The following is a 20673-nucleotide window of genomic DNA, read 5'->3' on the forward strand; positions in this document are numbered from 1 at the left end:
GGGGCGCTCACCGCAGGGTCTGGTAGAGCCGGTGGAGCAGTCGCGCCCGCGGCTCGATCGAGGAGATGTACATCTGCTCGTAATGCGTATGCGCGCCCTTGCCGTCGACACCGAGGCCGTCCAGCGTCGCCGTGAACGGCGCAGTGAAATTGCCGTCGGAGCCGCCGCCCGTATAGGTGTCGACGAGTTCGAAGCCGATCTCTTCGGCGAGCGACCTCGCATGTTCGAACAGGGCGGCGCCGGCGTTGCCCTTCACGTAAGGCGGCCGGTTGACCTCGCCCTTGACCTCGACGGTGACGCCGTCACTGCGTGACTTGAGACCGAGGATCTTCGGCACGATGTCGTCAGCGTCTGCCGGCGACGGCAAACGCGCATCGACCTCTGCGTAGGCTTCTTCCGCGATGACGTTTGGGCGCGTACCGCCCCGGACCACGCCGACATTCACCGTGATGCCGCGCGCGGGATCGTTGAGCGCCTCGAGCGCATGGATCACGTTGGCGAGTTCGCGGATCGCACTGCGCCCGTCCTGCGGGCGCGCGCCGGCATGCGCAGGGACGCCGCGGATCGCAACCTCGAAACGAGCCACGCCCTTGCGACCGGTCACGATCTTGCCGCCGTCGCGGGCAGGCTCGGTCACCAGCACGTACTTCGCCTTGCGGCCTTCCTCCTCGATCAGGGCGCGTGAGGTCGGGCTGCCGATCTCCTCGTCGGACACATACAGATGAGTAATGCCGAGCGGCGATCGCTCGCCCGAGGCGCAGAGCTCACGGAACGCGTGATAGGCCAGATACGCACCGCCCTTCATGTCGTAGATGCCGGGGCCGAAGGCTGTGTCGCCATCGATCGCGAACGGCAGGCGCTCGATGAAGCCGATCGGGTGCACGGTGTCGAGATGGCTCAGAACCAGGATGCCTGGCTCGTCCTGTCCCCAGGATGAGCGCATCACCAGATGATCGCCGCAGCCATTGCAGCCGGCGATTCGCTCGATCGTCGCATCGAGCCCGCGATAGCCGTCCGCGACCAGGGAGGCCAATCGGTTGACCTGCTCGGGCGCCTCGGTTGGCGTCTCGATTTCGACCCAGCGGCGGATGCCTTCAAGAATTGTGCGACTATCGAACGAATTGGCGTCGATCATGAGTGATGAGAGGCCGTCTCAAGGGTTAGGAAATGGTAACTGCTGATGTGAGGGCGCTTTCGCCCGTCGGCTGGCGCCGGTCATACACCAAGCCACATGCGAACAAAATGAGTGCTGGCGCGACTCTGTTCCGCCCGGGAACCGTTACCGGCCGTGCTGCAAGATCAGGAGGGCTTGTCGCCCGATTTGATCAGCTGGAAACTGCATCGGAGCCGCGCGAGACCCGGAAGGCATCGGCGCAAAGGGCACAAGGGACGAGGGCGTCTCGACCGTCCTCTTCGCATGGCGCAGCGAAGAACATCATCGTGCAGGGCCAGCGTGGCGCTGGCACCAGGAGCGAGGTCGACCACGAAATCTCTGATTTCACGGCGTCTTCGCGTTCAAAGTCCCGACGGAGACGGCGACGCCGGCCCGATCGGAACTTCGAGCTCGGCTAGATCAGGCGTCTTCTTCAGGCGCTTCGCGGTCAGCAATCTGCTCGACGAGGTCGACGATGCTGCGGCGGAGCTTGGAGTCGTGGATCCGCGTGAAGGCGCGGGTCAGAGCGAGGCCCTCGGAGGTCGCCAGAAAATCCGACACATAGGCCGGAGAGGAGCCTTCGAAGCTTTCGCCACCGTTGATTCCGCCGCTCGGGACTCCTTCGAACAGGAAGGAGACCGGGATCTGCAGAACCTCGGAGATCTGCTGGATCCGGCTGGCGCCGACACGATTGGTGCCCTTTTCGTACTTCTGGATCTGCTGGAACGTGAGCCCGAGAGCCTCACCGAGCTTTTCCTGGCTCATGCCCAACATGATACGGCGCATCCGCACCCGGCTGCCGACGTGCTTGTCAACAGGGTTGGGCGCTTTCGTCGACATCTCTCAACTCCCTAGAAATCAGGCCCCGGAACGAGGCGGTCGCAGTATGCCTCAGGCGCTCACACCGTCAATTTCTGCTCGCAGGTCGTACTAACGAAGGACGGTCGAGCAACAAACTGAGCGGCTTCATGCTGCCGCGCGAGAATGCGAATTGCAGCAGCTATCTGTCAACACTTGGAGTTTTGCTTGTCAAAAAAAATATTACGGCAGCGGAAAGAATCCAAATTTGGCAGCGTCAGGGAAGCTTTTTGGCAACACGTCGGCGCACAACCGTGCTCAGGGCGATCACTAACAGGATGATGGCCGGAATATCACCAGCCTTGGCGTAGACCGTCGGCGGCAACGCGACGGGCAATGCCGAATCGAGAATTCCCTCTGCGCCCAGCGGCAATTGCGCGATGATACGACCAACGGGATCGATCACTGCTGAGATTCCAGTGTTCGCAGATCGAACTAATGGAAGTCCTTGTTCGATCGCACGCCACTGCGCCTGCTGCAGATGCTGATGAGGACCCGTCGAGATGCCGAACCAGCCATCATTCGTGAGGTTGACGATCCAACCGGGCCGTTCCTCGTTGTTGACAGCGCTGTCACTCGGAAAAATTGCTTCGTAGCAGATCAAAGGAAGAACACGCGGTGCGTGCAACACGTCCAGGTTGCGACGCGTCGTGCCTGCAATAAAGCCACCTTGCAGCCGCGTCAACTGCTCCAGGCCGATCCGTTCCAGTGCGGATTGGTACGGGAGATACTCGCCGAACGGGACCAGATGGAGCTTGTCGTAGACCGACAGCACGCTGCCGTCGTGATCGATGACATAGATCGAATTGTAGGCGCGGGTGACCGGGACGTTGCGCGGTCCGTCCGGTGCGCGCACCGAACCGGTGATCAGCACCGTGCCGGGAGACAGCAGGTCAGCAATCTGCCGCATCGCGTCCGCTTCACGGGTCAGGAAGAACGGGAACGCGGATTCCGGCCAGATCAGGATGTTGGTGTCGCGGACGCCGTTGGCGTTCGGACCGGAGGCGCGGTCCGACAGGGTCAGATAGCGCCGCATCACGTCGGCCTTGGCGCCATAATTGAATTTGACGTCCTGCTGCAGGTTCGGCTGCATGATCCGCAGCTTGAGATCGCGGACCAAAGCGGTCGGCTGCTGGGCCAGCCTGATCGCGCCGAATACGCCCATCACGACGAGCAGGACGGCCGCACCGGCCGGCACACGCAAGCCGTCACGCCAGCGCTTGCCGTCGATCAGCACGGCCGGGCTGGCGAAGATCGCGATCGTCAGCAACGTCATGCCCCAAAGTCCGATCACGGAAGCGGACTGCGCCAACGCCAGCGGCTGCGACAGGGCATAGCCGAACGTATTCCAGGGGAAACCGGTCAGGACGTGGCCGCGCAGCCATTCGCTGGCCGTCAGGCACACCGCAAGTGCGAGAATTCGGGTTGCATCCTGTGTCCAGATCAACCGCGCCAAGGCGAAGCCGAGCGCGGGAAAAAGCGCGAGATAGGCCGGCAGGCCGAGCACGGCGAACGGCATCAGCCAGGCGAAGGTGTCGGCGTCGACCAGGAAGGCATTGCCGATCCAGTACAGGCCAGGGACGAAATAGCCCATGCCGAAGCAGAAGCCGGCGAGGGCGGCCGCGGGGAGTCCGCGCCGGCGTCCGGCGGCGGCGCCGTCGATCAGCCAAACCACGACCGGAAAGGTGATTGCCAGCACCGGCCAGGCGTTGAACGGCGCCATGGCCAGCGAGGAGAGGGCTCCGGCGGCCAGCGCGATGGCCGCGCGCTTCCAGCCCCAGGCCAGCACAATGCCAAGCGCGAGGCCGCGAATCTTTGAAGGGCTGTTCACTGTGAGCTGGCTCCGTCGCCTTGTGGCGGGATGCTGTCGTCGCGGCTGGGCACCGGACCGGGGTCGGCCGGCGGGGCCGGCTCGGCCGGAAGGCTCGCCTCCGGCGGCGTGACGTCCGCTGCAGCTTCGCGCCGCCGGCTCTCGCGCGGCGGCCGCGGCGTGGGACGCTCCTTGCGTGGCGCGATGCGCAGCCGCTTGACGCGGCGCGGATCGGCATCCAGCACCTCGACCTCGAAATCGCCGGGGCCGGAGATCAGCTCGCCGCGCACCGGCAGCCGGCCGACATGGTTGACCAGATAGCCGCCGAGCGTCTCGACGCCTTCGCCGGCCTCGCCGGTGACGAACTCCTCGCCGATCACCCGGCGCACGTCCTCGAGGCTGGCACGCGCGTCGGCGATGAAGGCATTGTCGGTTTGGCGCATGATCGCCGGCGGCTCGTCATTGTCATGCTCGTCGTCGATCTCGCCGACGATCTGCTCGACGATGTCCTCGATCGAGACCAGCCCGTCGGTGCCGCCATATTCGTCGACGACCAGCGCGAGATGGATGCGCGAGGCCTGCATCTGCGCCAAGAGGTCGATCGCGCGCATCGACGGCGGCACGTACAACAGCTTGCGTATGATGTTGGCTTCGAACAGCGGCATCGACAGATCGACCGCCTTGAGATCGAGCCCGGCCGGCAGCGGCTTCTTGCGCCGCGCCTTCACCTCGTCCGAGACCCGGGCCTGGGCGGTCGTGAACGCAAGCAGGTCGCGGATGTGGACCATGCCCTCGGGATCGTCGAGCGTGTCATTGTAGACGACGAGACGCGAATGCGACGCGCTCTCGAACAAACTCATCAGTTCGCCGAGCGTGATGTCGCGCCTGACGGCGACGATGTCGGCGCGATGCACCATGACGTCGGCGATCCGGCGCTCATGCAGGTCGAGAATGTTGCGCAGGAGCGTGCGCTCGACCGCGGAGAAGCCGATGTCGTCGGGCGTCGAGGCATCGAGCACGACCTGCAGATCGTCGCGCACCGATCCGCCGCCCTTCCAGCCGAACAAATTGCGCAGCGCGCGAAACAGCCAGTTCTCGCTCGGCGAGCGGCCGAGCTCGGCCGGCGGCACCACGGCCGGAAGATTGCGCGTGTTGCGCGGATTGTCGTGGACGGGTTCGGAATCGGCCATGATCAATTCACCCGTTCCCGGTCGGCATAGGGATCGGGGATGCCGAGATGGGCGAGGATCTCGGTTTCGAGCGCCTCCATCTCCTCGGCCTCGTCATCGGTCTCGTGATCGTAACCGATCAGATGCAGGAAGCCGTGCACGGTGAGATGGCTGAGATGGTGGTCGAACGGCTTCTGCTCCTCGTCGGCCTCGCGCCGCATCGTCTCATAGGCGATGGCGATGTCGCCGAGCATGCGGGGCGCATCGTCGTCAGAGCGCGGGCCGGTCGGCTGCAGCGCCGGAAACGACAGAACGTTGGTCGGCTTGTCGATGCCGCGCCAATTGCTGTTCAAGGTGCGGATGCCCTGGTCGTCCGTCAGCATGACCGCGATCTCGGCGTCGCCGACATCGGCGTCGACCATCTCGGCGGCGGCGTTGATGGCGCGATGTATGACGTCCTCGGCGTCGGGCTGGTCCTGCCAGCAGTCGGCTGCGACGATCACCTCGGTGGTTGGAATGGGACTTTGTGGCATCCTGGTCGAGTTCTGTGCGGATGGCGCTGAGAGCATGCGCCGATCGGCGAGCTTGCTCCGATGTCAGCGGGCCTTCGGGCCCTCATAGGCTGCAACGATGCGCGCCACCAATTCGTGGCGAATGACGTCCTCGCCGGTGAAGCGGACCTGCGCGATGCCTTCGACACCGTCGAGCAGGCGCGCGGCCTCGGCGAGCCCCGACGTCTGGCCGTTGGGCAGGTCGACCTGCGACGGGTCGCCGGTGATGATCATGCGGCTGTTCTCGCCGAGACGCGTCAGGAACATCTTCATCTGCATCGATGTCGTGTTCTGCGCTTCGTCGAGAATGATCGCGGCGTTGGTGAGCGTGCGCCCGCGCATGAAGGCGAGCGGCGCGATCTCGATCTCGCCGGCCTGCAGCGCGCGTTCGACGACACGGGCATCCATCAGATCGTACAGCGCGTCGTAGATCGGGCGCAGATAGGGATCGACCTTCTCGCGCAGATCACCGGGCAGGAAGCCGAGCCGCTCGCCGGCCTCGACCGCGGGGCGCGACAGGATGATGCGATCGACTTCCTTGCGCTCGAACAGCTGCGCCGCATGCGCCACCGCGAGCCAGGTCTTGCCGGTGCCGGCCGGGCCGATGCCGAACACCATCTCATGGCGCTTCAGCGCACGAATGTAGGAATCCTGCGCGGCAGTGCGGGCGCGCACCGGGCGCTTGCGCAGGTTGATGCTCTCGAACGCGTTCTTGCCGTTCTTGGCGTCGAATTCGAACAGCGAGCCCTGCGCGACCACCGCGCGGATCGCGCCTTCGACGTCGCCCTGCGACAGATCCTGGCCCTTCACCGCCTGGGCGTACAGGGATTCCAGCACCCGGCGCGCGGCATCGCAGCCGTCGCGGCTGCCGCCGATCGTGATGTGGTTGCCGCGCGAATCCACGACCACGCCGAGGCGGCGCTCGACCAAAGCCAGGTTCTGGCCGTAGGGGCCGACCAGGGCGGAAGCGGCACGGTTGTCGTCGAAGTCGATGACGACCTGGGTCTCGGGGGGCATGGACATGTCGCGGTCGAACTTGCGGCTGGGAGCGAGGGAAGATGAATCCGATGCGCTCTTGGGCAAGTGCTCAGCCTCCGATGGACATGAGGGATGCAATTTCAGGGCGGGGCGCGGCGCCTGCCGTGGCGAGCTCGCCGAGCAGGCTGTAACGTTCGAGGCTGTCGATGCGCACCGGAAGAACCTGGCCGATGATGTCGTCGGACGCCATCACGTGAGCCGGCTGCAGATACGCCGTGCGTCCGACCAGCTGACCGGGCTTGCGCGCGGCGCGTTCGAACAACACGTCGACGACCGAGCCGATCGCGGCCTTGTTGAAGGCCGCCTGCTGGCTGTCGATCAAGCTCTGGAGGCGCTCCAATCGCTCGTCCATCTCGGTCGCTGACACCATCTCCTGCATGTCCGCCGCCGGGGTGCCCGGACGCGGCGAATATTTGAAAGAATAGGCTGCAGCGTAGCCGATTTGGTCGATCAGCGCGAGGGTGGCGCGAAAATCTTCCTCCGTCTCGCCGGGGAACCCGACGATGAAGTCGGAAGAGAATGCAATGTCCGGCCGCACGGCGCGGAAACGGTCGACAACTCTGCGGTAATCGTCTGCGCTGTGCTTGCGGTTCATGGCGCCGAGAATGCGATCCGAGCCGGACTGCACCGGAAGGTGCACGAACGGCATCACGCAGGGCAGGTCGCGATGCGCTGCGATCAGGCTGTCGTCGACGTCGTTGGGATGGCTGGTCGAGTAGCGGATGCGCGCCACGCCCGGAATCTCAGCAATCCGATACAGCAATTGCCCGAGCGTCCAGGAACGGCCGTCGGGGCCGGCGCCGTGATAGGCGTTGACGTTCTGGCCGATCAACGTGATCTCGCGGACGCCGCTCTCGGTCAGCTGCATCACGTCGTCGAGGATGCGCGCCACCGGCCGCGACATCTCGCTGCCGCGCGTGTACGGCACCACGCAGAAGGTGCAGAACTTGTCGCAACCCTCCTGCACCGTGACGAAGGCGGAGATGCCGCGGGCGCGGATCGCCTCGCGGCTCGGCCTGGCGAGGAAGCCGAACTTGTCCTCGGCCGGGAATTCGGTCTCGATCGCGCGATCGCCATGGCTGGCGCGGGCGAGCAGCTCGGGCAGATGATGGTAGCTCTGCGGGCCGACTACGACGTCGACCGTTGGGGCGCGGGCGATGATCTCGGCGCCTTCGGCCTGAGCCACGCAGCCGGCGACCGCAATCTGCATCGCGCGGCCGTGACGCGCCGCCTCCTCCTTCGCCACCCGCAGCCGCCCCAGTTCCGAATAGACCTTTTCGGAGGCCTTCTCGCGGATGTGGCAGGTGTTGAGGATCACCAGGTCGGCGTCGCCGGCGTCGGCGGTCTCGACGAAGCCCTCAGGCCCCAGCGTGTCCACCATGCGCTGGGCATCGTAGACGTTCATCTGGCAGCCATAGGATTTGATGTGCAGCTTGCGCGGCGTCATGAACCTGCGTGCGGTCGGGAGCGCGCCAACCTTGGCGCCGGGCTCAGATATAGGCTAGGCGGCCGAAAATCCAGCGAGCGGGGCGGCTTTCTCGCCGAGCTTGCTGAGAATGATTGGCAATTGCCGCATATCGTCGAAAACCAGCGTGGCGCCGGCCTCCCGCAGACTGTCCGCATGACCGGGCCGGCAATGGCTGCCGCCGTGGAATCCGAGCACGGTCATGCCGGCGGCGATGCCGCCCCGGATACCGGCGAGGCTGTCCTCAACGACCACGCAGGCTTGGGGCCGGGCGTTCATCTGCGCCGCCGCGAACAGGAACAGATCGGGCGCCGGCTTGCCGTTCTCGACCTGGGAGGACGAGAAAATATGCGGGGCGAGACGATCGTAGAGCCGGGTCGCGCCGAGGCTGACGCGCATGCGCTGGTGCGAGCCAGAGGACGCCACGCATACCGGCACGTCGAGCGCATCGAGTGCGTCCATGATGCCGGCGACCGGATGCAGATCGTGCTCGAAGGCGCGAAACAGGCGGTCCTGGAGCTTGGCGTTGAAATCGGCCGGCAGGCTGCGTCCGAGCTCAGCCTCGACCTCGGCCGTCGCCTGCTTCGACGAGCGCCCGAGAAAGCGATCGAACACCTGGTCGGCGCTGATCGGATAGCCGCACAGGCTAAGCACATCGGCGTGCGCCTGACAGGAGATCACCTCGCTGTCGACGAGCACGCCATCACAATCGAAAATGACGAGATCGAAGCTGGAAGGCCGCGCCGGATCAGCCATTCGTCTCTTCGTCGAGCGGCACGCAATAAAGCTCGAGCCGGTGGTCGACGAGCTTGTAGCCGAGCTTGCGGGCGATCTCGGCCTGCAGCTTCTCGATCTCCTCCGAGGTGAACTCGATCACCTTGCCGTCGCGCAGATTGATCAGGTGGTCATGATGGCTGTCGCGCATCTGCTCGTAGCGGGCGCGACCTTCGCGGAAATCGTGGCGCTCGATGATGCCGGCATCCTCGAACAGCTTTACGGTCCGATAGACCGTCGAGATCGAGATCTTGTCGTCCACCGCGACGCAGCGCCGGTACAACTCTTCGACGTCGGGATGATCGGTGGAATCGGCGAGCACGCGGGCGATCACCCGGCGCTGTTCGGTCATGCGCATGCCGGTCGCGGCACATCGCGCCTCGATTCCGGAGGAACCCAGCGCCGGCGGTGTTTTCAAGGAAGTCATGGTATCTCGCCTCAAGGATGCGCTTTCTGCCACCAAGCGCAGGTTACGACAAGTCCCGGCGCATCAGAAGCGCATTCAACTGTTCTCCGCCAGGCTGAAGGTAATAGCGCTCCCGCCGCCCGACGGTCGCAAATCCGGCGCGTTCATAGAGTCGGCGAGCCGGCTGGTTGTTTTCCTCGACCTCGAGGAAAACCGTCCGGACGCCGCGCCCCGCCAGGTGCCCGAGATGCACGAGCAGCAGATCACGAGAAAATCCGCGGCCGCGCTGATTTGGGTCAAGTGCGACGGACAAAATTTCGGCCTCGTCCGCCCCGATGCGCGACACGATGAAGCCCGCCAGCTTGCGCCCGAGCCGCAGCCGATGGATCAGGGTGTTCCGCTCGGCCAGCATCGTCTCGAACTCGCCCTCGCCCCAGCCGCGGTGAAACGAGGCGGCGTGGATCTGAGCGAGCCGGGCGGCATCGCGCGGCGAGGCTGCCTCGATCGAGGGCTTGGAGCGGCCGAGCCACCGGAACAGCATGTTCATGAGGATACGGACGTCTGGGCCGGTTCGCGCGGCGCGTTGGCGGGCGGCTTGACGTCGGGCGCGCGCAGATAGAACGGCCGCGCCGGAGCCTGCGCGGGATCCGCGGCAGCCCCGAGCCAGGCGACCCAGGCGATGTCGGGGCCGGCTTGGGTGTGGACCGCGACCGGTGCGGCAGCTTCACCGGGCCAGCGCTCGGCCAGGATTGCCGCAGCATTGCCGACGAGGTGCGGTGCGCCGAAACGGGCGGCGGCGAGGACGTCGTCGATGGCCGCAACCTGCGGTGCGATCAGCTCATCGCCGCTGCCGCTCACGACCTGATAGTAGAGATGATCGTGCCGGGCATCGATCACCGAGATCACGGGGTTGTCGCGATCCTCGCTGACAACCGGCGCCGCATAGGCTGATAGCGTGGTGACGCCGACCACCGGCTTGTGAGCCGCCAGCGCGATGCCGCGGGCGGCGGAGAGGCCGACCCGCAGCCCCGTGAAGCTTCCGGGCCCGGTCGTCACCGCGATCCGGTCGAGATCGGGAAAGCCGATGCCGGATTGCCGCATCACGCCGGCGAGCAGCGGCATCAACGCCTCGGCGTGACCGCGCTTCATCGGCAGCGTCTCCTGCGCCCGCATCTCGGCGGTGGCGGCATCCAGGACAGCGGCCGCGCAATGGTCCAAGGCCGTATCGATCGCGAGTATCAACATCCGGTCGGGTTCGTGTGAATGAGGTCGGAAAAAACGCTTGAGGTACCTTGATAAAGTCAGTTGCCGTTGTCCGCCAGCCGCGTCAGGGCCAACGCATCAGCGCGCACTCATCAAGAAGCTAAGTTACTGAATCAGCGCCCGTTCAAGCAAATCTTTCCGGGTCCGTCCAAATTGTCCTCAGGCCATGCGGTCGGGCGGGCGTCCGCAGGATCATCCGCCGGCCGTGAAGGGCGCGCTTTGACGGTGTTTTCGGCAGCAGCCGTGCACGCGTTCTCTTGGGCGGCTTCCGCAACTCATGCGGGGTGCTGATCAGCGCCCGTCCGAAGCAAGAGAGTGCTTCTGGCACGTGGTCGTCAGTCGTCACTCGGTCTCGGGAGCCGGCCGACGCACGGCCGGCCGCACTCGCAAACACGTGGTGGATCTCGTCTGGACGCGAGCAGCGAATGGCGAAGCTTGTATTCGCCACTCCCTATTCGCTACTCGCCCCTCTTCACATCGGCCGGACTTCGACCACTTCCGGCACGAAATGCTTCAGCAGGTTCTGAATGCCGTGCTGCAGGGTGGCGGTTGACGACGGGCAGCCGGAGCAGGCGCCCTTCATGTTGAGATAGACGACGCCGTCCTTGAAGCCGCGGAAGGTGATGTCGCCGCCGTCATTGGCGACCGCTGGGCGCACGCGGCTCTCGATCAGGTCCTTGATCATGCCGACCGTCTCGGTGTCGGCCTCATCGTAGAACTCGTCGTCCTCGTCGGCGGAGGCGTCGTTGGCGGCGCTGCCGTCGGCGAGCAGCGGCGCACCCGACATGTAGTGCTCCATGATCGCGCCGAGGATCGCCGGCTTCAGGTGCTGCCATTCGCCGTCGCTCTTGGTCACGGTGATGAAGTCGCCGCCGTAGAACACGCCGGCGACGCCGTCGACGGCGAACAGGCGCTCGGCCAGCGGGGAGCGCGCCGCGGCAGCGCGGCTCGCGAACTCCATGGTTCCGGCCGGCAGCACGACGCGGCCCGGGATGAACTTCAGGGTGGCGGGATTGGGGGTGGCTTCAGTCTGGATGAACATGATTTTCTCCGGCAGCGCCGGTTCAAGGCCGGCCTGTGAGCTGTCTCTTAGCAGATGGCAAGGGTGTGCGCACGATCAAGAGGATCAGGGCGGCACTTTCCGAGCAACCCTATGACAGGGCGTCGATATCGGCGTCGGCGAGGTCGCCGGGCACGATCACCAGGGGAACAGGGAAGGCGCCGATCGTCTTGGTGACGTGGGTGACCAGCGGGCCCGGGCCCTCCGGACCCGAATTCGCGGCGAGCACCAGCAGCGCGATGTCGCTGTCGGCCTCGATCGTGGCCAGGATCTGCGTGGTCGGATCGCCCTCCCGGATGACGCGTTCGGGTGCCGAAATACCGATGTCGCCCAGCATCGCGGCGGCCTGATCGAGCGCCGCATTGGCTTCGTCCTGAGCCTCCGCGCGCATCAGGTCGGCGACGCCCAGCCATTGCTGGTTCTGATCCTCGGTCTCGATGACGTGCAGCATCACGATCCGGCCGCCGGACCGCAGCGCCCAACGGCCGGCATAGCGGATCGCACGGTCCCATTCCGCACTGTCGTCGACCACGACGAGGCCCTTTGGCGCATGGCCGGTCTGGTAGCTCTGCCGCTGCGCCGCCATTCGCGCGTTCCCGCCTGCTGCTGCATCAATGCGGACGCGATGCTGCCACAGCCCATCTCCGTTGGGGAGAGGGGCCGCAGGTTCCATTTGCAGGTGCAGGCGGCGCCGAGCCGTCCCGGATCAGCGCTCGCGAAGCGTGCGCTTGCGAATGAAGCCGACGATGTCCTTCGCCGTCTTCATGGTCTCCGCCGCGATCGCCTGGGCACGCTCGCCGCCGTCGACCAGGACCGAATCGACATAGCCAGGATCCGCCGTCAGCCGCTTCATCTCGGCTGCGATCGGGCCAAGCTTGGTGACGCACAGCTCGACCAGCGCGCTCTTGAAGCTGGAGAACTGGCCGCCGCCGAAATCCCGGAGCACCTCGGCCTTGCTGCGGTCCGACAGCGCCGCGTAGATGCCGACGAGGTTGTCGGCCTCGGGACGCGTGTCCAGGCCCTTCTCCTCGCTCGGCAGCGGCTCCGGATCGGTCTTGGCCTTGCGGACCTTCTGCGCGATCGTGTCGGCATCGTCGGTCAGGTTGATGCGCGAGTAGTCCGACGCATCCGACTTCGACATCTTCTTGGTGCCGTCGCGCAGCGACATCACGCGGGTCGCGGGCCCGGTGATGAACGGTTCCGGCAGCGGGAAGAACAGGCCGTCACCGAAGCCCTGCGTCCGGATGGCATCGCCGAAGTCGTTGTTGAACTTCTGCGCGATGTCGCGCGAGAGTTCGAGATGCTGCTTCTGGTCCTCGCCGACCGGAACATGGGTGGCGCGATACAGCAGGATGTCGGCCGCCATCAGCACCGGGTAGTCGTACAGACCCACCGACGCATTCTCGCGGTCCTTGCCGGCCTTCTCCTTGAACTGCGTCATGCGGTTCAGCCAGCCGATGCGGGCAACGCAGTTGAAGATCCAGGCGAGCTCGGCGTGGCCCGAGACCTGGCTCTGGTTGAACACGATGTGCTTCTTCGGATCGATGCCGGCGGCGATGAACGCGGCCGTGACCTCGCGGGTGTTGCGCGCGAGCTCGGCCGGACCGCCCCAGACGTCGATCGGCATCGTGATCGCGTGCATGTCGACGACGCAATAGATGCAGTTGTGCGTCTCCTGCATCTTCACGAAATTGACGATCGCGCCGAGATAGTTGCCGAGATGCAGGTTGCCGGTCGGCTGGACGCCCGAGAAAACCCGTTCCACGAAGGCCATGGTCACTGTTCCGATGTTGGATTTGGTGCGTCGTTTGGCACGAGCGCCTTAAAGGTGCAAGTCGCGGGCGGGCCGCTGCCGGATCGCCCTGACCGTCTCACGCCAGCTCACCACGCCGAGGACCGTCAGAAGCGCGGCATACAGCACGATGGCGCCCCCGATCAAAGCCGCGAGCAGAGCGGCGGCGCCGGCATGGCTGTCCGAGAATTGACCGAGCCGGGTCGCCACGGCCCACAGGGCGGCGCCCATGATGGCAGCCGCCAGTACGATGCGCGGCAGGCGGCTGCGCGATGCGCGCGACAGCGCGAAGCCGAAGCTGGCGGTACCGCGCCGGATCAGGACCGCGGCGTTGGCCCAGGCGCCGAGCGCCAGTCCGGCTGCGATGCCGGCGGCGCCGAAAGGCTGGGCCAGCAGGAACGCGAGCGCGATCGCCGTCGCGCATCCGATCAGCGTGGCGTGCAGCGGCGTCCTTGTATCTTCGCGCGCAAAGAAAGCAGGCTGTAGCGCCTTGGTCAGTACCTGTGCGGGCAGCGCGGCCGCGAGCCAGCTCAGCACCTGCGCCGTCGCCATCGCATCGGCGCGTGTGAATGCACCGTGTTCGAACAGCAAACGAACGACCGGCTCGTTCAGAATGATGAGGCCCAGGCTTGCGGGCAGCGCGAGTCCGATCGTGAGCTCGAGTCCGCGCGATTGCACGTCGGCCAGCGCCTCGCTGTCACCGGCGTGCAGCGCGCGGGTCAACTCCGGTACCAGCACAGTGCCCATCGCGACGCCGACCAGGCCGAGCGGCAGTTCGATCAGCCGGTTGGCGAAGTACAGCCACGACACGGCCGACGGCGTGGCGGAGGCGATGATCGCGCCACCGACGGCGAGCAGTTGTGGGGCGGCGCTGGCCACCATGCCGGGCAGGGCCTTGCCGAAGAAGCTGCGCATCTCGGCGTCGACCGATAGGCGGATCGGCCACGCGACGGTGGCGCCACGGCGGCGCTGCGCCAGGATCGCGAGTTGCAGCAGTCCGGCGACGCCGATGGTGGTGGCGAGCAGCAGCGCTGAGCGCGGCGGATCCTGATGTTGCACCAGCAGCACGATCGTCATCGCGATCAGCGCGACGTTGAACAGCAATGGTGCGAAGGCCGTCAAGGCAAAGCGCCTCTGCGCGCTGGAGAGCGCGAGCAGCACGGTGGAGGGGCCGGCGAAGGCGAGATAAGGCAGCATAAGCCTGGCATTGCTCACCGCCAAGGTGAGCGTCTCTTCACCGGCAAAACCGGGCGCGAGCACGGTCATCGCGAGCGGCATCAGAGCCGCGAGCACGAGCGTCGCTGCAAGCAGGCCCACGCTGACCGTGCCGAGCACGCGCCCGGCGAAGGCTGCCGCCTGATTTGTGCCGGCCTGCTGGTATATTCGCAGCCATGCCGGGACCAACGCTGCGTTGAGCGCGCCCTCGGTGAGCAATCGCCTGATGACGTTGACGAGTTGAAACGCTGCGAGAAAGGCATCCGCAACCGGCCCGGCGCCCAGCAGAGCTGCCATCAGCGCGTCCCTGATGAAGCCGAGCAGGCGCGAGGCGAGTGTTCCTGAGAGCACAGTCACGAATGAGCGGATCATCAGGCTTCTATAGCAGCGCCGCTTGTGATAGGCCGCAGCGTTTGCAAAACGCCGTAAACGGGGCCAGTGGATGACTGACGCGAAATACGATGTTCTCGGGATCGGCAACGCCATTTTCGACGTGCTGGTGCAGGCCGACGAGGCCTTTCTCGCCAAGCATGGCATGACCAAGGGCGGCATGGCGCTGATCGACGAGGCGCGTGCGGCCGCGATTTACCGTGACATGGGACCAGCCACCGAAATGTCCGGCGGCTCGGCCGCCAACACCATCGTCGGTCTTGCGAGCCTCGGCGCGCGTGCCGCTTACGTGGGCAAGGTCAAGGACGACCAGATCGGCCGCATGTATGCGCACGACATCCGCGCCGCCGGCGTCGCCTTCGACACCGCCCCGGCTGTGGATGGCCCAGCCACGGGCTGCAGCTACATTCTGGTGACGCCGGACGGCGAGCGCACCATGAACACCTATCTCGGCGCTGCGCAGAACTTGACACCGGCGGACATCGATCCCGCGCAGATTGCGGCCGCGCGCATCGTCTATCTGGAAGGTTATCTCTGGGACCCGAAGGATGCGAAGGACGCGTTCGTTAAGGCGGCGACGATCGCGCATGACGCGGGACGCGAAGTGGCGCTGACCTTGTCGGATTCGTTCTGCGTCGACCGGTATCGCGAGGAGTTTCTCGACCTGTTGCGGGGCGGCACCGCCGACGTCGTGTTCGCCAACGAGGCCGAGCTGCATTCGTTGTACCAGACCTCAGATTTCGACGGTGCGCTGAAGCAGCTCCGCGAAGACGCCACGCTCGGCATCGTCACCCGCAGCGACAAGGGCTGCGTCGTGGTGTCGAACGACGGCATCATCACGGTGCCGGCGCATCCGATCGACGCGCTTGTCGACACCACCGGCGCGGGCGACCTGTTCGCCGCCGGCTTTCTGTTCGGCCTGGTGCGCAAGACCGGCTACGAGATCGCTGGAAAGCTTGGCGGCTTGGCGGCGGCCGAGGTGATCCAGCACATCGGCGCGAGGCCGCAGGTGTCGCTGAAGGAGCTCGCGGCGCAGAACGGGCTGAAGGTGTAGCTGACGTCTGGAGCAGACTCGGTGGCGCCGCTTGCTCGGTGCCTCTTACCTCGCCCCGCCAGGGCGAAGCGAAGCTTCGCTAGGGCGGGGAGATGTCGGATCGCATCGTCAGATGCGATCCGGGTGAGGGGCAGGTCTCTCCACGAACACTTCTCGCGCGGCTGCCCCTCACCCCAACCCTCTCCCCGTGAAGAACGGGGCGAGGGAGGGTACCGTCCGAATCGCAACAGCCCGAATCCAACTTTCAAGCGCGCGAACTGTCCCGACGCTAACTCAGTATTAGTTGTTAGTTGGCGACCTGAACATAGTTGGCCGCTTCGGAGGCGGATTGACCCGTCGATCATCCGCCTCCGCAGGCCCTCACATCATCACGCCGCCTTCTTTCCTCCCGCGGCATCCAGCCCGGCATAGACGCCGCGCTCGAAGCCCGTGAAGGTCTCCAGGCACAGCCTGTCGGCGAACGGCAGCAGCTGCATCAGGATCACGCCGGTGACGTCCCGCGCCGGATCGATCCAGTAGTAGGTGTTGGCGAGGCCGGCCCAGGCGAGGCTGCCGGCGCTGCGACCCTCGGGTGTCTGCGCCGTGGTGATCATGAAGCTGAGGCCCCACTTCTTGACGATATCAGGATAGAGATCGACGTCGTTGGTGTAGGCCAGCGCGACCGAGGGCATCCGGGTCATCTCGAGTTCGCCGATGTGATTGTCGCGCATCGCCGCGACCGTCTCCGGCTTCAGCACCTGGTTGCCGTTGCCGCGGCCGCTGTTGAGGATCATGCGGGTGAAGCGGATGTAGTCGCCGGCCGTGCCGTAGAGGCCGCCGCCGCCCATGTGAAATTCCGGCTCCTGTTCGAGCTCGAACGGGATCGGCGCCAGGCTGCCGTCCTCGCCGCGGGCATGCATGCCGACCAGGCGCGCGCGCTGCGAGGCGCCGAGCTTGAAGCCGGTGTCGTCCATGCCGAGCGGCGCGAACAGATTGTCACGCAAGTAGGCGTCGAGCTTCTGTCCGCTCGCGGCCTCGACTGCCTTGCCGACGAAGTCGATGTTGACGCCATATTCCCAGCGCGTACCGGGATCGGAGGCGAGCGGCAGTTTCAGCGCGTCGTTCTTGCAGGTGATGATGCCCGGCGTGCCGGCCTTCTGCATATAGGTCGCCATGTCGCCGTTCCACATATCGTAGCAGAAGCCGGCGGTGTGGGTCATCAGATGGCGCAAGGTGATCGCGGTCCTGGCCGGCCGCAGGATCGGCTCGCCCTGGGTATCGAAGCCGTCCAGCACCTTCGGCGCGGCGAGATCCGGCAGCACCTGGCCGATCGGCGCGTCGAGCGACAGCCGGCCCTGCTCGACCAACTGCATGCCGGCGGCGCAGGTGATCGCCTTGGTCATCGATGCGATCCAGAACACGCTGTCGGTGGTCATCGGATCGTCGCGGCCGAGGTCGCGCTTGCCGAACGCGCCTTCGTAGATGATGCCGTTGCTGTCCGCCGCGACGGCGACGACACCCGGGATTTCACGGGCATCCGCCTTCTGCCGCAGCACGCTGTCGATCTCGGTCTTGCTCATGGACTCCTCCGTTCCGTTCTTGTTGACGGTACGTGATTGTTCCCTGAGCCTGCCCGGGCAGCAAGGATCGCCGCTGTCGCGGGCGGTCGCGATCTCGTGATGATGCGGCGCGAACACAGACAGGCGGGAGAACGTCGCCGCGGATGCCACAGCGCTTCAAAATTTTTAGAGAATCATGATTAGTTCCACTCAGCCGCGAGTCCGGCACATGGACGCCATGTTCCCGCCACGGGCTTCGGACTGTTGTGAGTTGCAACCATTTCTGCCTTAAAGGGTTCAACAACCGGCCATTTTCGGCCGAACGACATGTATTGGCGGCAACGTCCGCCTTGGGGGCGATATGATTACGACGTGGAGTGAGTGGAAGCGGTATCCGCGGCCGGGTCGCGGTGACAACATTGAGGCTCCGATTACCCCGGGAATCTACGAGGTCCGCGTGGCGGCGACCGGCGCGCTGCACTCTTTCGGCGCAGTCGACAACGTCGCTCAGGCCCTGGCGTCGCTCACTGTTGGCCAGAAATCGTGGTTTGGCCGCCGCGATCCCGCCAACATGCCCGATCTCGAATACCGGACCTGCGCGACCTCCACCAAGGCCGATGCCAAGGTTGCCGCGGAGCGCATGATCGGCCGTCGCGAGACCTACATGAGCGGCGCGGCCTGAGGCCGCGCTGAACGGCTGTCGGGCGGGCGCCGCATTTGCTGCCGTAAAGGTACGGTTTTCCTGCGCGAATGTGCCGTCACGGCGCGCACATGCGGTGCGCCGGTCCCGGCCGGGGGCTATATACGAAGCGAGAAACGACCGCTTCGGAGGAACTGCCCCATGACATCGACCGCCGCCGCCCGCGCCACCGCTGCGTCCAGCCTGCGCGACCGCCTCAAGGATCCGTCGCTGCTGCGCGAGCAGTGCTACATCGACGGGGCCTGGATCGGCCAGCCGGTGCTGGCCGTCGTCAACCCCGCCACCGGCGTCGAACTCGCCAAGGTCGCGCAGCTCGGTGCTGCGGAGACGACGCAGGCCGTCGAGGCAGCCTCCCGCGCGTTCCCGCTGTGGGCCAGGCTGACCGCCAAGCAGCGCTCCAATATCTTGCGCAAATGGTTCGAGCTGATCATTGCGAACCGCGAGGACCTCGCGCTGATCCTGACCTCCGAGCAGGGCAAGCCGCTGGCCGAGGCGCTCGGCGAGGTCGACATCGGCGCCGCCTATATCGAGTTCTTCGCCGAGGAGGCGCGCCGCGTCTATGGCGAGACCATCCCGACGCAGAAACCGGATGCGCGCCTCCTGGCGCTGAAGCAGCCGATCGGCGTCTGCGGCGCGATCACGCCGTGGAATTTCCCGAACTCGATGATCACCCGCAAGGTCTCGCCCGCGCTCGCCGCGGGCTGCACCGTGGTGCTGAAGCCGGCGAACGAGACGCCGCTGTCGGCGCTGGCGCTCGCCGTGCTCGCCGAGCGCGCCGGCATTCCGAAGGGCGCGCTCAACATCATCACAGGCGACGCGCCTCCGATCGGCAAGGTGCTGTGCGAGCATCCGGCGGTGCGCTTCGTCGGCTTCACCGGCTCGACCGAGGTCGGCAAGATCCTGTACCGGCAATCCGCCGGCACGGTGAAGAAGCTCGGCCTCGAGCTCGGCGGCAACGCGCCGTTCGTGGTGTTCGATGACGCGGACGTCGATGCCGCAGTCGAAGGCGCGATGGTCTCGAAGTATCGCAACATGGGCCAGACCTGCGTCTGCGCCAACCGCCTCTATGCACAGGAAGGGATCTACGACGCATTCGTCGAGAAGCTCGCTGCCAAGGTCGCCGCGATGAAGATCGGCGATGGCACCGAGGCTGGCGTCACCCAGGGCCCGCTGATCAACGCGGAGGCGGTCGAGAAGGTCGAGCGTCACATCGCCGACGCGGTCAAGGGCGGCGCCAAGGTCGTCACCGGCGGCAAGCGCCATGCGCTCGGCCGCACCTTCTTCGAGCCGACCGTGCTGCGGGACGTGAAGGCCGACGCGCTGGTCGCGCATGAGGAGACGTTCGGCCCGCTTGCCCCCGTGATCCGATTCAAGGACGAGGCCGACGTGATCGCGATGTGCAATGCCTCGCCGTTCGGGCTCGCGTCCTACTTCTACGCGCGCGATCTCGGCCGCGTCTGGCGCGTCGCGGAGGCGCTCGAATCCGGCATGGTCGGCGTCAACACCGGCCTGATCACGACCGAGGTCGCGCCGTTCGGCGGCGTCAAGGAGAGCGGCCTCGGCCGTGAAGGCTCGCATCACGGCATCGAGGAATATCTCGAGATCAAGTATGTGATGATGGCGGGAGTCTAAGCTACGAGGGTCTAGACTACGGGCGTCTGAGCCGCGAGATTCTCGGCTCAGACCGACTCGGCTCAAGCCGTCTTGGGCAGCTTGCCTACCGGCACGGTGTAGGACTTGTCGCCGTATGAGTAGATGACCTTGCCGCTCTGGCCGTCGTCGGTCGAGATCTGGGTCTGGCCGAACATGATGACGTTCTTGTAGACAATGCCGGTGCCCTGGCGCGTGATGCCGTTGGTCGTCACGCTGACCTGCGCCTCTTTGCCCGAGACCGACAGCACGCGAAAGTTCGCGCTCATGCCGTTGTCGCCGGAATAGCCGGCCCAGCTTCCGACCAGCTTGTTGTCGTCGGCGGGAGGCGTCTGCTTGTCCAGAATGGCCGTGGCCTTGCCGCCGCCGGCCGAGAACAGCAGCACGGCGCTCTTGCCGTTCTTGGTGCCGAGCGTGACCGCGCCGAAGTCGATGGTGGCGCCGTTGACCTGGCCGATGCCGCGCTCGGTGCGGCCGTTGTGGGTGTATTCGACCGTGGCGGCGGCGCCTCTGATGTTGACGACCTTGAAGCTCACGGCCTGGCCGCTGGCCGTCCACGTGCCCTTCCATTCGCCGAGCAGGTTGCTCTGGCGATACATCCGCTCCGCCGCGGGAGAGATCTGGCTGGTGCTTTGAACGATCGCCATCTGAGCTGCCAAAGAGCCCGAATGCTCTTTCCTCACGTTTCCGGACCATTTCCGGCCGTTGCTGAGAAGAGTCGTAGGTCGACTGGCTTAACGATGTCTTAATTGCCGCCAGCGGCGACCGGAACGCGACGCGCGACCAA

General features: G+C 65.7%; 20 protein-coding genes. 3 read left to right on the forward strand and 17 right to left on the reverse strand.

What is annotated here, in order from left to right:
• Positions 1–7 precede the first annotated feature (7 nt).
• The 15 genes from ACQR1I_RS30160 to murJ form a co-directional block, all read right to left on the reverse strand.
• Complete coding sequence (locus tag ACQR1I_RS30160) at positions 8–1135, reverse strand: M20 family metallopeptidase (protein ID WP_434869719.1); 1128 nt, start codon at positions 1133–1135, stop codon at positions 8–10.
• Positions 1136–1573: 438 nt separating this feature from the next.
• Positions 1574–1993, reverse strand: a complete 420-nt coding sequence (locus tag ACQR1I_RS30165) for a helix-turn-helix domain-containing protein (RefSeq protein WP_434869720.1) — start codon at positions 1991–1993, stop codon at positions 1574–1576.
• 235 nt (positions 1994–2228) lie between these two features.
• Positions 2229–3842 (reverse strand): apolipoprotein N-acyltransferase, encoded by a 1614-nt coding sequence (gene lnt / locus ACQR1I_RS30170; RefSeq protein WP_434869721.1) that lies wholly within the window; start codon positions 3840–3842, stop codon positions 2229–2231.
• Positions 3839–5011, reverse strand: coding sequence for a hemolysin family protein (locus tag ACQR1I_RS30175; protein WP_434869722.1), 1173 nt, complete (start codon positions 5009–5011; stop codon positions 3839–3841). Before ACQR1I_RS30175 ends, lnt begins: the two co-directional genes overlap by 4 nt.
• Before the next feature lie 2 nt (positions 5012–5013).
• Entirely contained in the window at positions 5014–5523 is a 510-nt protein-coding gene (gene ybeY, locus ACQR1I_RS30180; RefSeq protein WP_434869723.1) for an rRNA maturation RNase YbeY, read from the reverse strand.
• A 63-nt stretch (positions 5524–5586) separates the two neighbouring features.
• Positions 5587–6564 (reverse strand): PhoH family protein, encoded by a 978-nt coding sequence (locus ACQR1I_RS30185; RefSeq protein WP_434869724.1) that lies wholly within the window; start codon positions 6562–6564, stop codon positions 5587–5589.
• Positions 6565–6628: 64 nt separating this feature from the next.
• Positions 6629–8026: a tRNA (N6-isopentenyl adenosine(37)-C2)-methylthiotransferase MiaB gene (gene miaB, locus ACQR1I_RS30190; RefSeq protein WP_434869725.1), complete on the reverse strand. Its 1398-nt coding sequence runs from the start codon at positions 8024–8026 to the stop codon at positions 6629–6631.
• A gap of 54 nt (positions 8027–8080) precedes the next feature.
• Complete coding sequence (locus ACQR1I_RS30195; protein ID WP_434869726.1) at positions 8081–8800, reverse strand: HAD family hydrolase; 720 nt, start codon at positions 8798–8800, stop codon at positions 8081–8083.
• Positions 8793–9245 carry a Fur family transcriptional regulator gene (locus ACQR1I_RS30200; protein WP_434869727.1) on the reverse strand — a complete coding sequence of 151 codons (453 nt, stop codon included), beginning with the start codon at positions 9243–9245 and terminating at the stop codon, positions 8793–8795. Before ACQR1I_RS30200 ends, ACQR1I_RS30195 begins: the two co-directional genes overlap by 8 nt.
• Before the next feature lie 43 nt (positions 9246–9288).
• Positions 9289–9771, reverse strand: coding sequence for a ribosomal protein S18-alanine N-acetyltransferase (gene rimI / locus ACQR1I_RS30205; RefSeq protein ID WP_434869728.1), 483 nt, complete (start codon positions 9769–9771; stop codon positions 9289–9291).
• Complete coding sequence (gene tsaB / locus ACQR1I_RS30210; protein WP_434869729.1) at positions 9768–10469, reverse strand: tRNA (adenosine(37)-N6)-threonylcarbamoyltransferase complex dimerization subunit type 1 TsaB; 702 nt, start codon at positions 10467–10469, stop codon at positions 9768–9770. Before tsaB ends, rimI begins: the two co-directional genes overlap by 4 nt.
• 490 nt (positions 10470–10959) lie before the next feature.
• Positions 10960–11529, reverse strand: a complete 570-nt coding sequence (locus ACQR1I_RS30215) for a NifU family protein (protein WP_434869730.1) — start codon at positions 11527–11529, stop codon at positions 10960–10962.
• 109 nt (positions 11530–11638) lie between these two features.
• Entirely contained in the window at positions 11639–12133 is a 495-nt protein-coding gene (locus ACQR1I_RS30220) for a universal stress protein (RefSeq protein WP_434869731.1), read from the reverse strand.
• Positions 12134–12253: 120 nt separating this feature from the next.
• Complete coding sequence (gene trpS / locus ACQR1I_RS30225; RefSeq protein ID WP_434869732.1) at positions 12254–13321, reverse strand: tryptophan--tRNA ligase; 1068 nt, start codon at positions 13319–13321, stop codon at positions 12254–12256.
• A gap of 48 nt (positions 13322–13369) precedes the next feature.
• Positions 13370–14926, reverse strand: coding sequence for a murein biosynthesis integral membrane protein MurJ (gene murJ / locus ACQR1I_RS30230; RefSeq protein ID WP_434869778.1), 1557 nt, complete (start codon positions 14924–14926; stop codon positions 13370–13372).
• Positions 14927–14996: 70 nt separating this feature from the next.
• On the opposite strand from murJ, the gene ACQR1I_RS30235 reads away from it, so the two are divergent.
• A complete protein-coding gene (locus tag ACQR1I_RS30235; RefSeq protein WP_434869733.1) occupies positions 14997–15998 on the forward strand; it encodes an adenosine kinase in 1002 nt (333 codons plus the stop codon).
• A gap of 368 nt (positions 15999–16366) precedes the next feature.
• On the opposite strand, the gene ACQR1I_RS30240 is transcribed toward ACQR1I_RS30235, so the two are convergent.
• The gene (locus tag ACQR1I_RS30240) at positions 16367–17557 is read right to left on the reverse strand and encodes a serine hydrolase domain-containing protein (RefSeq protein ID WP_434869734.1); all 1191 of its coding nucleotides are present in this window, start codon (positions 17555–17557) and stop codon (positions 16367–16369) included.
• Positions 17558–17897: 340 nt separating this feature from the next.
• On the opposite strand from ACQR1I_RS30240, the gene ACQR1I_RS30245 reads away from it, so the two are divergent.
• Together ACQR1I_RS30245 and ACQR1I_RS30250 are read left to right on the forward strand one after the other, a co-directional pair.
• Positions 17898–18218, forward strand: coding sequence for a hypothetical protein (locus tag ACQR1I_RS30245; protein WP_434869735.1), 321 nt, complete (start codon positions 17898–17900; stop codon positions 18216–18218).
• A gap of 159 nt (positions 18219–18377) precedes the next feature.
• Positions 18378–19868 carry an NAD-dependent succinate-semialdehyde dehydrogenase gene (locus ACQR1I_RS30250; protein WP_434869736.1) on the forward strand — a complete coding sequence of 497 codons (1491 nt, stop codon included), beginning with the start codon at positions 18378–18380 and terminating at the stop codon, positions 19866–19868.
• Positions 19869–19930: 62 nt separating this feature from the next.
• Here ACQR1I_RS30250 and ACQR1I_RS30255 read toward each other — a convergent pair whose 3' ends face one another.
• Positions 19931–20533, reverse strand: a complete 603-nt coding sequence (locus ACQR1I_RS30255; protein WP_434869737.1) for a hypothetical protein — start codon at positions 20531–20533, stop codon at positions 19931–19933.
• Between the last annotated feature and the right edge of the window lie 140 nt (positions 20534–20673).

This window comes from Bradyrhizobium sp. HKCCYLS2038, from assembly GCF_051167655.1.
Lineage (GTDB): Bacteria > Pseudomonadota > Alphaproteobacteria > Rhizobiales > Xanthobacteraceae > Bradyrhizobium.

What these genes read in the sequence shown, in the direction of transcription:
- rimI (WP_434869728.1), bottom strand. Translation starts at nt 9,771, where the DNA reads ATGAACATGCTGTTCCGGTGGCTCGGCCGCTCCAAGCCCTCGATCGAG.
- ybeY (WP_434869723.1), bottom strand. Translation starts at nt 5,523, where the DNA reads ATGCCACAAAGTCCCATTCCAACCACCGAGGTGATCGTCGCAGCCGAC.
- ACQR1I_RS30255 (WP_434869737.1), bottom strand. Translation starts at nt 20,533, where the DNA reads ATGGCGATCGTTCAAAGCACCAGCCAGATCTCTCCCGCGGCGGAGCGG.
- trpS (WP_434869732.1), bottom strand. Translation starts at nt 13,321, where the DNA reads ATGGCCTTCGTGGAACGGGTTTTCTCGGGCGTCCAGCCGACCGGCAAC.
- ACQR1I_RS30165 (WP_434869720.1), bottom strand. Translation starts at nt 1,993, where the DNA reads ATGTCGACGAAAGCGCCCAACCCTGTTGACAAGCACGTCGGCAGCCGG.
- ACQR1I_RS30235 (WP_434869733.1), top strand. Translation starts at nt 14,997, where the DNA reads ATGACTGACGCGAAATACGATGTTCTCGGGATCGGCAACGCCATTTTC.
- ACQR1I_RS30195 (WP_434869726.1), bottom strand. Translation starts at nt 8,800, where the DNA reads ATGGCTGATCCGGCGCGGCCTTCCAGCTTCGATCTCGTCATTTTCGAT.
- ACQR1I_RS30240 (WP_434869734.1), bottom strand. Translation starts at nt 17,557, where the DNA reads ATGAGCAAGACCGAGATCGACAGCGTGCTGCGGCAGAAGGCGGATGCC.
- murJ (WP_434869778.1), bottom strand. Translation starts at nt 14,926, where the DNA reads ATGATCCGCTCATTCGTGACTGTGCTCTCAGGAACACTCGCCTCGCGC.
- ACQR1I_RS30200 (WP_434869727.1), bottom strand. Translation starts at nt 9,245, where the DNA reads ATGACTTCCTTGAAAACACCGCCGGCGCTGGGTTCCTCCGGAATCGAG.
- ACQR1I_RS30185 (WP_434869724.1), bottom strand. Translation starts at nt 6,564, where the DNA reads ATGTCCATGCCCCCCGAGACCCAGGTCGTCATCGACTTCGACGACAAC.
- ACQR1I_RS30215 (WP_434869730.1), bottom strand. Translation starts at nt 11,529, where the DNA reads ATGTTCATCCAGACTGAAGCCACCCCCAATCCCGCCACCCTGAAGTTC.
- ACQR1I_RS30245 (WP_434869735.1), top strand. Translation starts at nt 17,898, where the DNA reads ATGATTACGACGTGGAGTGAGTGGAAGCGGTATCCGCGGCCGGGTCGC.
- ACQR1I_RS30250 (WP_434869736.1), top strand. Translation starts at nt 18,378, where the DNA reads ATGACATCGACCGCCGCCGCCCGCGCCACCGCTGCGTCCAGCCTGCGC.
- tsaB (WP_434869729.1), bottom strand. Translation starts at nt 10,469, where the DNA reads ATGTTGATACTCGCGATCGATACGGCCTTGGACCATTGCGCGGCCGCT.
- ACQR1I_RS30160 (WP_434869719.1), bottom strand. Translation starts at nt 1,135, where the DNA reads ATGATCGACGCCAATTCGTTCGATAGTCGCACAATTCTTGAAGGCATC.
- ACQR1I_RS30175 (WP_434869722.1), bottom strand. Translation starts at nt 5,011, where the DNA reads ATGGCCGATTCCGAACCCGTCCACGACAATCCGCGCAACACGCGCAAT.
- miaB (WP_434869725.1), bottom strand. Translation starts at nt 8,026, where the DNA reads ATGACGCCGCGCAAGCTGCACATCAAATCCTATGGCTGCCAGATGAAC.
- ACQR1I_RS30220 (WP_434869731.1), bottom strand. Translation starts at nt 12,133, where the DNA reads ATGGCGGCGCAGCGGCAGAGCTACCAGACCGGCCATGCGCCAAAGGGC.